The sequence below is a fragment of the Halomonas sp. THAF12 genome, from assembly GCF_009363675.1.
Taxonomy (GTDB): Bacteria; Pseudomonadota; Gammaproteobacteria; order Pseudomonadales; family Halomonadaceae; genus Halomonas; species Halomonas smyrnensis.
Window position 1 is genome coordinate 1,097,485 of record NZ_CP045399.1, and the last position, 13,572, is coordinate 1,111,056.

Sequence of the window (13,572 nt, forward strand, 5' to 3'; positions counted from 1 at the left end):
CTTGGGCCGCTACAGGGTACATCCATCGAATGCGACGACTGTCGTCCCGTGGCTGTTGCCCATGGGGTGGATTGGGAGGGTGCGGCTCAGCCGCCCCGCGGGGCCAGCAGGATGATGCCGGCGCCGGCCAGGCACAGCGCGGCGCCGAGCAGGTCCCAGCGGTCGGGCAGGCGGTGCTCCACCGCCCACAGCCAGGCGAGCGAGGCGACGATATAGACGCCGCCGTAGGCGGCATAGGCGCGGCCGGCCTGGTCGGCCGAGGAGAGGCTGAGCAGCCAGGCGAACAGCACCAGGCTGGCCAGCCCCGGCAGCAGCCACAGCGCCGAGGCGCCCTGACGCCACCAGGCCCAGACGCTGAAGCAGCCGGCGATCTCGGCCAGGGCGGCGGCCACGTACACCGGCAGCGTCAGCATGACGCCGCCGGGGCAGACAAGTGCAGCATGAGGGAAGCGGGAGCGATCACGCGGTCAGGCGCGCCTCCACGGCGTCGAGGAAGCCGTGCATGTCGACCACGGTCTCGTTGGCCGGATCGGTGGTCTTGCCCTTGAGGTCACCGGTGACGATGCCGTCGCCGATGGTGTCGATCAGCGCCGCCTTGAGGCGCCGCGCGTAGTCGGCCAGCGCCGCGTTGTCCTCGCGCTCGGCCAGCGTCTCCAGGGCGTTGCCCACGGCGTAGATCAGCGCCGAGGAGTTGAAGTGCGCCTCCTTGCCGTCGCTCTCCAGGTACTTCAGGTACAGATCGTGAGCGGTGCCGTGGGGCGCCTCGAACAGCATGGTGCCGTTCTTGCTCTCGATGATCGAGCTGGCGGTGGCCAGACTGCCGCCGAGGGCGGCGGAGATGTCGGAGAAGATGTCGCCGTCCAGGTTCTGCGCCGGATAGAGGGCGTTGCGGGGCGGGTCGGTGATCATCTTGATCAGCTGGCTGGAGGGTCGCATGATCATGAACGACGGCGGCGGCGTGTCGTTGTGGGCCAGCGCGCGGCGGGCCTCGGTGATGACGTCGCTGAACACCTCGTCGTAGTCCATGTACTCGCGCTTGAGGCCGAAGTAGACCTCCTTGTCCTTGCGCGAGGCGTCGCGGAACACCTGCAGCACCCAGTCCTTGATCGCCTCGCGGTCGTTGGACATCAGCAGGATGGGATCGCCCTGCTTGACGCGGCGGGCGTGCTTCTCCTCGCCGTCGACCACCACCTTGAGGATGCCGTCCTCGCTGGCGGGGGCGTTGAAGCTGCCGTACTGGTCGCCGCCGCCGGCGCTCATCCGCGAGATCGACACCTGGGCCTTGCGGTCGGGTATGCCGTGGCGCTTGAGCTGCTCGACCAGCTTGTAGAGCTTGCGGCCGGTGTTGTTGTCCGGCACGCCCCACAGCGCCCGCTCGGGCGGGTTGGCGACCAGTCGCGCGGCCTGGGCGTCGATCAGCTCGTAGTGGTAGGCGAGCCCCAGCGATTCGGCGTCGGCCTGGTAGTGCTCGCGGTAGATGTCCTCGATGGCGGCGCGCATCACGCCGTCATAGCCGGCGATCACGGTGTCCTTGAGGCCCAGGTAGATGTCGCGCTTCTCGTCGAGGGCGCGCCGGAAGAAGCGGTGGGCCCAGGCCCTGACGTCGTCCAGGTCGTTGGTGGCCAGCAGCCAGGGGTCGCCCTTGTTGACCTCGCGGCGATGCAGCTCGACGGGGTCGCCGCTTTCGCCCACGAACAGCAGCTTGACCACGCCGGTGGCCGAGGACAGCGCGTTGTAGCTGTCCTTGGTGCCGCCGTGCTCCATGGTCTCGACCTCGATGTCGCGGCCGACCCAGGTCGGGCGCTCGACCTTGAGGTTGCGAAACTCGATGTCCTCGCGGGTGATGTTGCCGCCGATGCCCTTGCGGATGGCGCCGTTGGGCGACTTGGTGGCCAGCGGATGCAGGGTGGCGGCGTCGAGCTCGGGGTGCCGGGCGAGCAGGGCGTCGCGCTGTTCGCGATTGACGGTCATGCCGGCGTTCTTGATCCCGACCTGGTGGCGGTTGAGCGCGTCGATGGCGTCGAGGACGGCCTGGCCGTTGGTGAGCAGCCGGTTCTCGGCGGTCAGGTCGATCTCGACCAGCTCGATGGCCAGCGGTCGGGTCACGAAGGTATCGATGATCTTCTCGAAGGCCACCTGGGCCATCTCGTCGCCGTGCAGGATGACCAGCGGGGCCGCCACCTGGATCTTGTCGCTCATCACTCTTCCCGTGTTCGTGCTCGTGGAATCCGCGCAGCCTCGCGTCCCTGGGCGTCGTGGCCGGAGGGACGCCGGCTGCCATGCGATCAGGGTTTCATTGTACACCCAATGCCGTCGCGTCGTTTCGATGCTCCCGCACCCGGCGGGCCAGCTCGCTGACGTGCTCCTCGGTCACGCCGAGCTCCGCCAGCGCCGCCTCCAGGTGCAGCAGGTAGTCGCGGTTGGGGCCGCTCGGGCCCCCGGCCACGGCGATCTGGCGGGCCATGTCGTCGAGCGGCGCCTCGCCGAGGAAGGCGGCGTTGTCGGCGGTGGCCAGGTAGGTCAGCCCCATGGCGCTTGTGCCGTCCTCGAAGTGCAGCGGGGTGAGCTCGCGCAGGTAGCCGTTCTTCTCGCGCACGTCGAGCGGGCGCAGGGTCTCCGGCGTGATGCGGTAGGCCATCCCCAGGCAGGCGGCGCCTTCCTCGGCGATCAGGGTCGCCACGCGCCCCGGGGCCTCGGGCGTGCCGCGATGGTCGTGGGAGCCCTGCCAGAAGCGCCGCACCCAGCCGTGGATGCGCGCCGGCCGGCGCTCGAGGAAGGGGAAGTCGGCCTTCCAGATCAGCGAGCCGTAGCCGAACAGCCACAGATCGTCGTGGTCGTCGAAGTGGGTCATGCGCCGGTTGAGCGCGGTGGTGTCGAGCGCCATGGGAGACTGTCGCGTCCTTCGTTGCCGTCGTGGGCGCCCCATGATGCGCGGCCAGGCGCGGCTTGTCGAAGTCATGGCCGTGTATTCATTTCACCGTAACCTTGTGCACAAAGCGCGATGACGTAGGATTGTCGATCCGACCGACAAGACCGGCGCGAGCCGGCCCATGAGGAGAACCGACACCATGAGCTTCACCGTCTATCTGTCCGGCGAGATCCACACCGACTGGCGCGAGGAGATCCGTCTCGGCGCCGAGGCCGCGGGCCTGGACGTGGCCTTCACCGCACCGGTCACCGACCATGACGCCAGCGATGCGGCCGGCGATCATCTCGGCCCGCAGAGCGAGGGCTTCTGGCGCGACCACAAGTCGTCCAAGGTCAACGCCATCCGCACCAAGACGCTGATCGAACGGAGCGACCTGGTGGTGGTGCGCTTCGGCGACAAGTACAAGCAGTGGAACGCGGCCTTCGACGCGGGCTACTGCGCCGCCCTGGGCAAGCCCTACGTGACCCTGCACGGCGACGACATCGTTCACCCGCTCAAGGAAGTGGACGCCGCCGCCATGGCCTGGGCGACCACCCCGGCAGAGGTGGTCGAGATCCTGCGCCACGTGCTGCGCGGCTGATTCCGCGGCCGCCACCGAGGAGGAGCGATGGAAGCGCTATGGATGTGGCCGGCCACCGGCTTCGGTCTCGGCCTGTCGCCCTGGGCCTCGGGCACCGTCGGCTCGCTGCTGGCGCTGCCGCTGGCCTGGTGGCTGCTGGGCCGCTCGCGTCGCTGGCGGCTGGGGCTGGCCGCCACGCTGCTGGTGGCGGCGATGCCGCTGTGCCAGCTGGCCTCCGACACCCTGGGTGGCAAGGACGACGGGCGCATCGTGCTCGACGAGATCGTCGCCTTCCCGGTGGCGATGCTCGGCCAGGCCGCGCCTCGCCATCCGCTGACCCTGGCAGGCACCTTCGTGGTCTTCCGGCTGTTCGATGCCACCAAGCCGCCGCCGGTGAGCCAGGTGGAGGCGGTGCCCGGGGGGATCGGCATCGTGCTCGATGACCTGGCGGCGGCGCTCTACGCCTGGGCGCTGATGGGGCTCTTCTCACGCCTCGCCGCGCGGCTGCGGCGACGCCGACGGGGCGAGGGCGGGCGATGAGCGGTATCGCAGGTGTCACGACGGAAGCGCCGCGGCACCCTGTCGCGGTGGCTCTCTCCCCGGGGCATCTGGGCTATCATGAGGCCCCTCGTTCCGGCCGGCCCCGCTCATGATCCGAACGCTCGTCACTCGCCGCTATCGCCGATCGGTCGCGCGCCTCGCGCTGCTGGCGATGTGGCTGGTGGTGGCCGGGCCGCTGATTGGCCAGTTCAGCGCCGCGGAGCGGGCCCATCACGGGGCGGCGCATCAGGGCAGGCATCACGAGGCGATGAGCCGGGGCGCGTCGTCGGTGGCCATGACGAACGAGGCGGCGACGCACCGGCACGAGGCCTGCGGCTACTGCTCGCTGTTCCAGCGGATGCCGGTGCTATCGGCGCTGCTGCCGAGCGTTGCCCCGGTGCCGTCCCACGCCATCACCGCCCCGGTCGTGGCGACCCGCTCGCCCCATGGCGGGCCCGCGGTCTTCCCCCAAGCGCCGACCCGCGCGCCACCCCGATCTCGCTCGTGATCCCCCCGATGTGAATCGCCTGGCCTTCGCTCGCCGGCGTCGACACGACGCCAGGCGAGGGCAGGCGTGCCTCCGATTTCCTCGAGCGAGACTCCCATGAGCCAACCTTCCGCAAGCCGTCCTGACATGCGCCCCAGAGCGCAGGACCTCTATCGCGCCGTCTGGCGCTGGCACTTCTATGCCGGGCTGATCGTCCTCCCGTTTCTGATCTCCCTGGCGGTCACCGGTGCCCTCTATCTCTTCCACGACGACATCGACCGCTGGTGGCACGCCGACATGATGACGGTCGAGGCGCGTCAGTCCGATACGGTGCCTCCCGGCGTCCAGCGCGACGCGGCGCTGGCCGCGGTCGACGGCGAGGCGTTCCGCTATGTGCCGCCGGCCGATGCGTCCAGCGCCGCCGAGGTCGACGTGAGCCGCCCGGACGGCAGTCGGGTGGCGGTGTTCGTCGATCCCCATGACGGCGAGGTGACCGGCCAGATGCCCTACCGGGGCACCGTGATGTGGTGGGTCCGCCACCTGCACAGCCTCACCCTGTTCGGCAGCGGGGCCAGCATGCTGATCGAGATCGTCGGCGGCTGGGCCATCCTGCTGGTGCTGACCGGCCTCTACCTGTGGTGGCCGCGGGGCCGGCGCGGCGGCGTGGTGTCGGTGCGCGCCAGGCCCGGCAAGCGGGTGTTCTGGCGCGACCTGCACGCGGTGACCGGGCTCTTCGTCGGCGGCGTCATCCTGTTTCTGGCCGTGACCGGTATGCCCTGGTCGACGGTGTGGGGCAGCAAGGTCAACGAGCTGGCCAACGGCCACAACTTCGGCTACCCGGACGGCGTGCGGGTCAATGTGCCGATGTCCGACGAGCGCCTGGCCGAGCGCGAGGCCACGACCTGGTCGCTGGAGCAGGCGCAACTCCCGATCTCCGAGGCCGGTGCCGGCGCGGCCGCGCCGATCGGCCTCGACCGGGCGGTGGCGATCTTCGACGCCAAGGGGCTGGCGCCGGGCTATGCGGTCAACCTGCCGGCCGGACCGACGGGCGTCTACACCGGCTCCGTCTACCCGGACGACCTCGGCCGACAGCGCGTCGTGCACCTCGACCAGTATCGCGGCGAGGCGCTGCTCGACATGGGCTACGGCGACTACGGCCCGCTGGGGCGCGGCCTGGAGTGGGGCATCAACGTGCACCTGGGCCAGCAGTACGGCCTGGCCAACCGGCTGATCCTGGCCCTGGCCTGCGCTGGCATCGTGCTGCTGTGCGTCTCCGCGGCGGTGATGTGGTGGAAGCGTCGACCGGCCGGGAGGCTCGGCGTGCCGCCGGCGCCGGCCGATCCACGCCGGCTGCGCGGCGTGCTGGCGCTGCTGGCCATCGGCGGGGCGATCTTCCCGCTGGTCGGCGCCTCGCTGATCGTGATGGCCGTGGTGGATGCCCTGGTGCGGCGCCGGACGGCCACCCGGCGAGCGGTCTCGGTCTAGTCCTTCTCTGCCTCATCCTTGTCCGGGGGCGGCGGGAAGCGCACGTCGAACCCCCGGGCGTCGAGCTGGCGAATGTCGCTGGGCCGGCCCTGGTCGTCGAGCTCCACCAGGCCGATGCCGGCGCCGTTCCACAGCCGTTCCCCGGCCTTGGCGCGGTCGGGGTCGCGGGGGCGGATGCGCATCGGCCGGCGCTGGGTGAACCAGTTGAGCGGCGAGCGCGGGGCGTAGAGCCAGCGGTTGGCGCGGTCGAAGGCGTCGAGCAGGGTATCGGGGAAGGCGTTCTTGAGCCCGCTGGAGGTGATCTGCCACAGCCGCGGGCCGCCGCGCCGGTGGCGCAGGCGGATGTCGTAGGCGAACGAGTAGTGCACGTCGCCGGAGAGGATGACGTAGTGCCCCGGGGTGCGCGAGTGGCGGAAGATGTTGAGCATCACGCTGGCCGCGCCGCGGTGGGCCATCCAGTTCTCGGCGTCCACCAGCAGCGGCTTGCCGGCCAGGGTGAACAGCTTCTGGATGCCCTCGATCAGCTTGACGCCGAACATCGGCGCCGGCGAGACGATGATCGCCGAGGGCGCGTCGAGCAGCTGTTGCTGGAAGTCCGACAGCGCCTCCCAGTCCATCAGCCCCGAGGGCCGGCGCGGGCTGCGCTCGCTGCGCCAGCGGCGGGTGCGGGTGTCGAGCACCACCAGCCGGGGCGTACCCGGGACCTGGAACTCCCAGCCCTCGAAGCGCTGCAGGTGATGCAGGCAGGCATCGTGGGCCTCGGCGGGCAGCCAGCCGTCGCCCGCCTTGGCGGCATCGAGCAGCGCGGCGGCCTCGTCCAGCGGCGCGGCCAGCCGTTCCGGGTCGTTGCCCCAGCCCTGACACAGCAGGTAGCCCAGCAGGGCGTTGCCGAGGATGCGCCGCGAGAAGGGATGGCCGTAGGCGCAGGCCTCCCAGTCGGCGGTCAGGTTCCAGTCGTCGGTGACGTCGTGGTCGTCGAAGATCATCAGCGACGGCACGTGGGCCAGCAGCCGGGCGGCCGCCGGCAGGCCCTCGACGAAGCGCTCGAGGATGGCGGCCTCGTCGTCGAAGGCCGCGCCGTCGTCGGCGGAGATCGCCGGCTTGCGGATCGTCACCAGCCGCCAGGGCACCGGCGACCACACCAGCAGGTACATGGCCATGACCTCGGCGAAGGTCATCAGGTGGTTGCGGGCGTGGGCCGAGGTGAACACCGGCTTGCGGGCGCCGGCGAAGACGCGCTCGCGCAGGTTGGCGCTGCTCTCCACGTCGGGCAGCAGCGCCTCGCGGCGATAGTAGGTCGCGTCGGCGGCGTAGAGGCCCTGGCTGTCGGCCACGGTGGCGCCCTCGAGCGGCTCGTCGAACAGGCCCAGGCGGCGGATCAGGCCGTGGATCGCCACCAGGGTGGGGCCGGCCACGTCGTCGGCGTAGATCTGATCGCCGGTCATCAGCAGCCAGGCCGGCCAGGCTTCGGCGTCGTCGCGGCGCTCGGCCAGCCAGCCGTCGGCGCGCACCAGGGCGTCGGGGCCGTCGTGATGAGGGCGGCGGCAGGAGCCGTGCAGCAGCCGGCGGTGGTCCTCGGCCAGCACGAAGCGCGGGCGGCGGGCGCCCTCGTGGAGCAGGTGCGGGGCCCAGTCGGCGATGCCGGCCTTCTCGCCGCCGTCTTCACCCGCCAGGCGCAGGTCGTAGTCGATGGCCACGCCGACGGGCAGCGGCGTCTCCAGCGCCACGTCGATCAGGTGCAGCACCGCGTGGCGGCCCAGCGGCAGATGGCGCACCCGGCGCTCGTTCAGCGCCAGCCGGCGCGGGCCGTGGCCCTCGGGATGCAGCAGCAGCCGGCCGGACAGCGGCCGGGTGCCGACCAGCCAGATCCGCAGGCGGTCCGGGGCGAGGCGGCGCAGGATCGGGCCGGCGAGCACGTCCGGCAGCTCGGCGGACGCGGCGGGATCGAGGCGGGCGGTATCGGCAGACGTCATTGTCGAGGCGCTTCCTGAGTGTGCGAATCGGCCAGGCCGTCGTGAGTCGAGCGTTCGTCCGGGCCTGCTCGGTTCCGACCATGGTAGCCGACAAGGCGCCGCAGGCGGGAGTCGTCGCCCGGCGACGGGGGAGGGTTACCAGTGCCGGGGGTAGCGGCGGTGGCGGGCCAGGTTGTTGACCAGGATCGCGACCAGCAGCATCAGCGTGCAGCCGAGCCCGATCGGCACCAGCGGGAACCACCAGCCCAGGGCGTGGACCTCGGGGCCGCCGATCACCGCGATCAGCGCCGAGGCCGCGCCCGGCGGGTGCACGGTCTCGGTCAGCTGCATGGCCAGCACCGACAGCGAGACCGCCAGCGCCACGGCCAGTGCCGTGGCGCCCAGCCACTCGAAGCAGGCCACGCCAATCAGCGCCGACAGCATGCTGCCCAGCACCACGTTGCGGGGCTGGGCGAAGGGGCTCGCCGGGGCGGCATAGATCAGCACCGAGGTGGCGCCGAAGGAGCCGACCACCAGCAGGTGCAGGGCCAGCCACTGCTCGCTGAGCCAGGCCACCGCGCTCATGCCGGCGAAGGCGCCGAGCCATGACCAGCCGGCGTCGCGCCAGTCGAGGTCGCCGCGGCGATAGCGGGCGCCGCGCATCTTGCTGAAGTAGGTCTTCATCGTCGCATCGTGCACAAAAAGGGTGCGATATGGTGTCAGGCGGTACCATGAAGGTAAAGATAGGCCCGCGTGCCGGGCCCGGGGTAGGCTGGGGCATCGTCTGCTCGGACGCTCAGGGAATCTCGCGACAAGGAGGCCGGATGGCACACGATCACGACCCTGCCCACCCGCATGCTCACTCGCACGGGCATGGCCATCATCACGCCGGCGCCGACAGCCGGAAGCGCCTGGCCTGGGCGGTGGCGCTGACCGGTGGCTTCATGATCGCCGAGGTGGCGGGCGGCATCCTGTCCGGTTCGCTGGCGCTGCTGGCCGATGCCGGCCACATGCTCACCGATACCGCGGCGCTGGCCCTGGCCTGGTTCGCCGCCCGGCTCAGCCAGCGCCCGGCGGACCACCGCCGCACCTACGGCTACGACCGGGTGCAGATCCTGGCCGCCTTCGTCAACGGCCTGACGCTGATCGCCATCGTGGTCTGGATCGCCATCGAGGCGCTGCGGCGTTTCCTGTCGCCGGTCGAGGTGGCCGGCACGCCGATGCTGGCCATCGCCGCCCTGGGCTTCGTGATCAACCTGGCGGTGTTCGCCCTCCTGCACCTGGGCGATCGCGACAACCTCAATATCCGCGGGGCGGCGCTGCACGTGCTGGGCGATCTGCTGGGCTCGGTGGCGGCCATCGTCGCGGCGCTGGTGATCCTGACCACCGGCTGGACGCCGATCGACCCGCTGCTGTCGCTGCTGGTGGCGGCGCTGATCCTGCGCAGCGCCTGGCGGCTGACCCGCGAGTCCGGACATATCCTGCTCGAGGGCGCGCCGGCGTCGCTGGACGTGGCGCGCATCGAGCGGGAGCTCCCCGAGCGGCTGGACGGCGTGTACGACGTGCACCACGTTCACGCCTGGTCGATGACGCCGGGGCGCCATCTGCTGTCGCTGCACGCCGCCGTGGAGGAGGGCGCCGACCGCGAGGCGACCCTGGTGGCGATCAAGGCGGTGCTGCTCGAACGCTTCGACGTGGCCCACGCCACCATCCAGCTGGAGTCCCCCGATCGCTGCGCCGACGACGTGGAGGCGCCGGCGCCCGGCGCGCATCGCCCCTGAGGCCGGCGGGCCACCCGGGCTCGCCCCCGTCCGTCTCTCACGGGCCTCTCACCCCAGGCCGCTCACCACAGGCCCAGGTGTTCGGTGAGGATGACGGTGCCGATGCCGATCAGGATCACGCCGCCGAGCACCTCGGCGCGCTGGCCGATCAGCACCCCGAGGCGGCGGCCGAGCATCACGCCGAGCGTGGCCATCAGGGTGGTGGCGGCGCCGATCGCCAGGGCGGTCAGCAGGATATTGACCTCCATGAAGGCCAGGCCGATGCCCACGGTGAGGGCGTCGATGCTGGTGATCATCGCGGTGGCGGCGATCAGCCACCAGGCCTGACGCCCGGTCTTGGCGGCGGGGGCGTCCTCGTCGGGCTCCGGCGTCTCGAGGCCGGCGCGGATCATGCGCACGCCGAGGGCGAGCAGCAGGATGAAGACGACCCAGTGGTCCCAGCTGGCGATGTACTGGGAGGCGCCCAGACCGAGGGCCCAGCCGATCAGCGGGGTCAGGCCCTCGACGACGCCGAAGATCAGGCCGGTGCGCAGGGCCTCGCGGAAACGCGGATGATCGACGGCGGCCCCCTTGCCGATCGCGGCGGCGAAGGCATCGGTGGACATCGAGAAGGCCAGCAGGGTGGTGGACAGCAGGGTCATGGGCGTCACGTGGTCCGGCCGGGCGATTCACCACGACGATACGACACGCCCGGCCTTGGGCGTCGTACCGTCGATGGTCTCGCCGACCTGGCGCGATCGCGATACCTGAGCGTATCGAGCGACGCGCCGGCGCACCTGCCACGGCATCTGGCCGACTATGTTGACAGGCGCTCTCACGCATCGGGCGTGAGCCAGCTACTCCCCAGCGAGGGTCGTCCGGTCCATGTGGGCGATGGGAGGTGCCCATGGCCGGAGTCGACGCAGCCTACCATCACCGGGAAACGGTTGCATCCCGAGCGTCGCGCGCGGACGTCCGCGCGTCGCTCATACCAGCTTGCTCTCGCGCAGCCGCATCAGGCGCTCCGGCGGCGCCCAGCGGTCGGCGCTGGCGCCGTCCCAGTAGTCGGCGAAGATCGCGTGGCGCGCCGCATCGCCCTCGATCAGAGCGTCGGGCGCGAGGAAATCGAACAGCGTGGCCAGGGTCCGCACCTCGTGGCGCGAGACCCGGCGGATGATGTGCTCGGGCCCCAGCTCGCCGGGGTGGCGTAGCCCGGCGGCGCCGAGCATCTCGGCCAGCGCCTCGCGGGTGCCGGCCTGGAAGCGCGCCACCCGTTCGGCCTTGAGCGGCACGTCGAGCCGGCTGCCGCGCAGCGCATCCTGGGTGGCCACGCCGCTGGGGCAGCGGTCGTTGTGACAGCTGCGGGCCTGGATGCAGCCCAGCGAGAACATGAAGCCGCGCGCCGAGTTGCACCAGTCGGCGCCCAGCGCGATGGTGCGGGCGACGTCGAAGGCGCTGATCACCTTGCCGGCGGCGGCCACGCGCACCTTCTCGCGCAGCCCGGCGCCGACCAGGGCGTTGTGCACCAGCAGCAGGGCGTCGGTCAGCGGCATCCCCAGGCGGTTGGCGAACTCCAGCGGCGCGGCGCCGGTGCCGCCCTGGCCGCCGTCGACCACCACGAAGTCGGGATGCTCGCCCTCCTCGCGCATGGCCTTGACCAGTGCGAACCACTCCCAGGGATGGCCGATGGCCAGCTTGATGCCCACCGGCTTGCCGCCGGAGAGCTCGCGCAGCCGGCAGATGAAGGCGATCAGCTCGCGGGGCGTGGAGAAGGCGCTGTGGGCGGCCGGCGAGACCACGCTCTCGCCCTCGGGCACGTCGCGGGTGGCGGCGATCTCGGCGGTGACCTTGGCCCCCGGCAGGATGCCGCCGTGGCCCGGCTTGGCGCCCTGGGAGAGCTTGATCTCGATCATCTTCACCGCGTCGTCGGTGGCGCGCTCGGCGAAGCGCTCGGCGTCGAAGCCACCGTTGGCGTCGCGACAGCCGAAGTAGCCGGAGCCGATCTCCCACACCAGGTCGCCGCCGCGGCGATGGTAGGGCGAGATGCCGCCCTCGCCGGTGTCGTGGTAGAAGCCGCCGCGCCGGGCGCCGTCGTTCAGCGCGCTGATGGCGTTGGGCGACAGCGCGCCGAAGCTCATCGCCGAGACGTTGAGCACGCTGACGTCATAGGGCCGGGCTCGCCCGGCGCCGACGGTCACGCGGAAATCGTCGTCGTCGATGGTCGCCGGGGCCAGCGAGGGGTTCATCCACTCGTAGCCGGGGGCCTGCATGTCCTCGAGGGAGCCGAAGGGCTGCTTGTCGATGGTGCCCTTGGCGCGCCGGTAGACCAGGCTGCGCTGCTCTCGGGAGAAGGGCACCTGCTCGGTGTCGCGCTGGATGAAGTACTGGCGGATCTCGGGGCCGAAGGACTCCAGCAGGTAGCGCAGGTGGGCCGTCACCGGATAGTTGCGGCTGACGGTGTGGCGGCGCTGGACGATGTCGTGGGTGCCCATCGCGGCCAGCGCGGCCAGGGGCAGGGCACCGAGCGCCCAGCCCCAGGCGGGGGCCAGCGCCAGGCCGATCAGGCAGGCGAGAAGGCCGGCCAGGATCAGTCCATAGACGAGAAAACGGCGGGGCGGTCGTGACATCTTCGCACTCCATGGCGGCGGGAAGGGCCCATTGCAAGCCTCGGCCGGTCGACTGTCAATCGCCGGGTCGCCGGGGACATTCCTTAAGGTTCTCTTAATCTGCGCGGGCGCAGTCTGGGGACATCCGGCGTGACCCGCCGATTGTGACCGAGAAGGAGTCCACCCCTCATGCCTACCCTGACCGCTTCCCCCGACCGTCCCTACGTGCTGCCGGCCCATACTCCGATCACCAAGCCGATGCCGCCGCGTCTCTCGCCGGACAGCCCGGCGCTGACGGTGCTCACCGACTTCCAGCAGGTGCTGCCGCTCACCGTGCCCGCCGACACCTCCGTCGTCGATGCCCGCAAGGTGATGGAGCACGCCGGCGTGCGCCTGCTGCTGGTGGTCGACAACGACGGCGACTGTGTCGGCGTGCTCAACGCCCGCGACGTGATCGGCGGCCGCCTGATCACCCAGGCCATGCAGCGTCGCGGCATCGACCGCGAGGACGTGACCGCGCGCATGGTGCAGACGCCCTGCGCCGAGCTTCACGCGCTGTCGATGGAGCGCCTGGCGGCCCTGTCCATCGGCCAGCTGGTGCGCGAGCTGGAGGCCTACGGCGACCAGCACCTGCTGGTGACCGAGACCGACCGCCTGGGGCATCAGCGCATCCGTGGCGTGATCTCGGCCGCCGACATCGGCCGCGCGCTGGGCAGCGACGTGGCCACGCTGCCCGAGGCGCGCAGCTTCTCCGATATCTGCCGCGTGGTGCTCGGCCACGAGCTCTGAGTCCTCGATCCGCCCCTCGCCCGGGTACCGTGACCGACGCCGGTGCCCCGGAAACGGCCAAGCCCGGCGCGCCCTGCCAGGGCGACGAGGCGCCGTTGCGGCTGGCTGCGTGAGAAATCGCTGTAACGGGGCCGTCATGACTGCGGTATAGTGTCAGGCCTGCGCTCATCGGGGCGCGGGCCGCGTGCCGTGAAGCGGCAAGACGCCCTCATCGCGCGGATTCAACAGGCAATGCGAGGCATGTGACAATGGCGACCGGTACCGTCAAGTGGTTCAACGACACCAAGGGTTTTGGCTTCATTTCTCCGGACGACGGCGGTGACGACCTGTTCGCCCACTTCTCCGAGATCCAGGCCGAGGGCTTCAAGTCCCTGCAGGAAGGCCAGAAGGTGTCCTTCGAGGTCACTCAGGGCAAGAAGGGGCTGCAGGCATCCAACATCAAGGCCATCGGCTGAGACGTGGTGT

14 protein-coding genes are annotated in these 13,572 nt (G+C 71.0%); 7 read left to right on the plus strand and 7 right to left on the minus strand.

Annotated features, from left to right (window positions below; translation table 11 throughout):
- Positions 1 to 86: 86 nt before the first annotated feature.
- The 3 genes from FIU88_RS04950 to FIU88_RS04960 form a co-directional block, all read right to left on the minus strand.
- Positions 87 to 413, minus strand: coding sequence for a YnfA family protein (locus tag FIU88_RS04950; RefSeq protein WP_016855505.1), 327 nt, complete (start codon positions 411 to 413; stop codon positions 87 to 89).
- 46 nt (positions 414 to 459) lie between these two features.
- Positions 460 to 2,199: an isocitrate/isopropylmalate family dehydrogenase gene (locus FIU88_RS04955; RefSeq protein WP_016855506.1), complete on the minus strand. Its 1,740-nt coding sequence runs from the start codon at positions 2,197 to 2,199 to the stop codon at positions 460 to 462.
- A gap of 94 nt (positions 2,200 to 2,293) precedes the next feature.
- Positions 2,294 to 2,884 carry a gamma-glutamylcyclotransferase gene (locus tag FIU88_RS04960; RefSeq protein WP_152478393.1) on the minus strand — a complete coding sequence of 197 codons (591 nt, stop codon included), beginning with the start codon at positions 2,882 to 2,884 and terminating at the stop codon, positions 2,294 to 2,296.
- 184 nt (positions 2,885 to 3,068) lie between these two features.
- Here FIU88_RS04960 and FIU88_RS04965 point away from each other — a divergent pair, with 184 nt between their 5' ends.
- From FIU88_RS04965 to FIU88_RS04980, 4 genes are all read left to right on the plus strand, one after another.
- Positions 3,069 to 3,509, plus strand: coding sequence for a YtoQ family protein (locus FIU88_RS04965; RefSeq protein ID WP_016855508.1), 441 nt, complete (start codon positions 3,069 to 3,071; stop codon positions 3,507 to 3,509).
- Between the two features lie 27 nt (positions 3,510 to 3,536).
- The gene (locus FIU88_RS04970) at positions 3,537 to 4,028 is read left to right on the plus strand and encodes a phosphatidylglycerophosphatase A (protein WP_152478394.1); all 492 of its coding nucleotides are present in this window, start codon (positions 3,537 to 3,539) and stop codon (positions 4,026 to 4,028) included.
- 109 nt (positions 4,029 to 4,137) lie between these two features.
- Positions 4,138 to 4,536 (plus strand): DUF2946 domain-containing protein, encoded by a 399-nt coding sequence (locus tag FIU88_RS04975; protein WP_152478395.1) that lies wholly within the window; start codon positions 4,138 to 4,140, stop codon positions 4,534 to 4,536.
- Positions 4,537 to 4,632: 96 nt separating this feature from the next.
- Complete coding sequence (locus tag FIU88_RS04980) at positions 4,633 to 6,000, plus strand: PepSY domain-containing protein (protein WP_253742754.1); 1,368 nt, start codon at positions 4,633 to 4,635, stop codon at positions 5,998 to 6,000.
- Here the strand turns inward: FIU88_RS04980 and FIU88_RS04985 are convergent.
- Complete coding sequence (locus FIU88_RS04985) at positions 5,997 to 7,973, minus strand: alkaline phosphatase family protein (protein WP_152478396.1); 1,977 nt, start codon at positions 7,971 to 7,973, stop codon at positions 5,997 to 5,999. The genes FIU88_RS04980 and FIU88_RS04985 overlap by 4 nt on opposite strands.
- 135 nt (positions 7,974 to 8,108) lie before the next feature.
- Complete coding sequence (locus FIU88_RS04990) at positions 8,109 to 8,636, minus strand: HPP family protein (RefSeq protein WP_152478397.1); 528 nt, start codon at positions 8,634 to 8,636, stop codon at positions 8,109 to 8,111.
- A gap of 140 nt (positions 8,637 to 8,776) precedes the next feature.
- Between FIU88_RS04990 and FIU88_RS04995 the strand changes: the two genes are divergently transcribed.
- A complete protein-coding gene (locus FIU88_RS04995) occupies positions 8,777 to 9,733 on the plus strand; it encodes a cation diffusion facilitator family transporter (protein ID WP_152478398.1) in 957 nt (318 codons plus the stop codon).
- A gap of 62 nt (positions 9,734 to 9,795) precedes the next feature.
- Here FIU88_RS04995 and mntP read toward each other — a convergent pair whose 3' ends face one another.
- Together mntP and FIU88_RS05005 are read right to left on the minus strand one after the other, a co-directional pair.
- A complete protein-coding gene (gene mntP, locus FIU88_RS05000; RefSeq protein WP_152478399.1) occupies positions 9,796 to 10,374 on the minus strand; it encodes a manganese efflux pump MntP in 579 nt (192 codons plus the stop codon).
- 324 nt (positions 10,375 to 10,698) lie between these two features.
- Complete coding sequence (locus FIU88_RS05005; protein WP_152478400.1) at positions 10,699 to 12,339, minus strand: FMN-binding glutamate synthase family protein; 1,641 nt, start codon at positions 12,337 to 12,339, stop codon at positions 10,699 to 10,701.
- 168 nt (positions 12,340 to 12,507) lie between these two features.
- On the opposite strand from FIU88_RS05005, the gene FIU88_RS05010 reads away from it, so the two are divergent.
- Complete coding sequence (locus FIU88_RS05010) at positions 12,508 to 13,107, plus strand: CBS domain-containing protein (protein WP_152478401.1); 600 nt, start codon at positions 12,508 to 12,510, stop codon at positions 13,105 to 13,107.
- Positions 13,108 to 13,355: 248 nt separating this feature from the next.
- Positions 13,356 to 13,562 carry a cold-shock protein gene (locus FIU88_RS05015; RefSeq protein WP_016855518.1) on the plus strand — a complete coding sequence of 69 codons (207 nt, stop codon included), beginning with the start codon at positions 13,356 to 13,358 and terminating at the stop codon, positions 13,560 to 13,562.
- The last annotated feature ends 10 nt before the right edge of the window (positions 13,563 to 13,572 follow it).

Bases quoted from the DNA above. Each gene is read 5' to 3' on its own strand.
- FIU88_RS04950 (WP_016855505.1), bottom strand. From the start codon at position 413: ATGCTGACGCTGCCGGTGTACGTGGCCGCCGCCCTGGCCGAGATCGCC.
- FIU88_RS04955 (WP_016855506.1), bottom strand. From the start codon at position 2,199: ATGAGCGACAAGATCCAGGTGGCGGCCCCGCTGGTCATCCTGCACGGC.
- FIU88_RS04960 (WP_152478393.1), bottom strand. From the start codon at position 2,884: ATGGCGCTCGACACCACCGCGCTCAACCGGCGCATGACCCACTTCGAC.
- FIU88_RS04965 (WP_016855508.1), top strand. From the start codon at position 3,069: ATGAGCTTCACCGTCTATCTGTCCGGCGAGATCCACACCGACTGGCGC.
- FIU88_RS04970 (WP_152478394.1), top strand. From the start codon at position 3,537: ATGGAAGCGCTATGGATGTGGCCGGCCACCGGCTTCGGTCTCGGCCTG.
- FIU88_RS04975 (WP_152478395.1), top strand. From the start codon at position 4,138: ATGATCCGAACGCTCGTCACTCGCCGCTATCGCCGATCGGTCGCGCGC.
- FIU88_RS04980 (WP_253742754.1), top strand. From the start codon at position 4,633: ATGAGCCAACCTTCCGCAAGCCGTCCTGACATGCGCCCCAGAGCGCAG.
- FIU88_RS04985 (WP_152478396.1), bottom strand. From the start codon at position 7,973: ATGACGTCTGCCGATACCGCCCGCCTCGATCCCGCCGCGTCCGCCGAG.
- FIU88_RS04990 (WP_152478397.1), bottom strand. From the start codon at position 8,636: ATGAAGACCTACTTCAGCAAGATGCGCGGCGCCCGCTATCGCCGCGGC.
- FIU88_RS04995 (WP_152478398.1), top strand. From the start codon at position 8,777: ATGGCACACGATCACGACCCTGCCCACCCGCATGCTCACTCGCACGGG.
- mntP (WP_152478399.1), bottom strand. From the start codon at position 10,374: ATGACCCTGCTGTCCACCACCCTGCTGGCCTTCTCGATGTCCACCGAT.
- FIU88_RS05005 (WP_152478400.1), bottom strand. From the start codon at position 12,339: ATGTCACGACCGCCCCGCCGTTTTCTCGTCTATGGACTGATCCTGGCC.
- FIU88_RS05010 (WP_152478401.1), top strand. From the start codon at position 12,508: ATGCCTACCCTGACCGCTTCCCCCGACCGTCCCTACGTGCTGCCGGCC.
- FIU88_RS05015 (WP_016855518.1), top strand. From the start codon at position 13,356: ATGGCGACCGGTACCGTCAAGTGGTTCAACGACACCAAGGGTTTTGGC.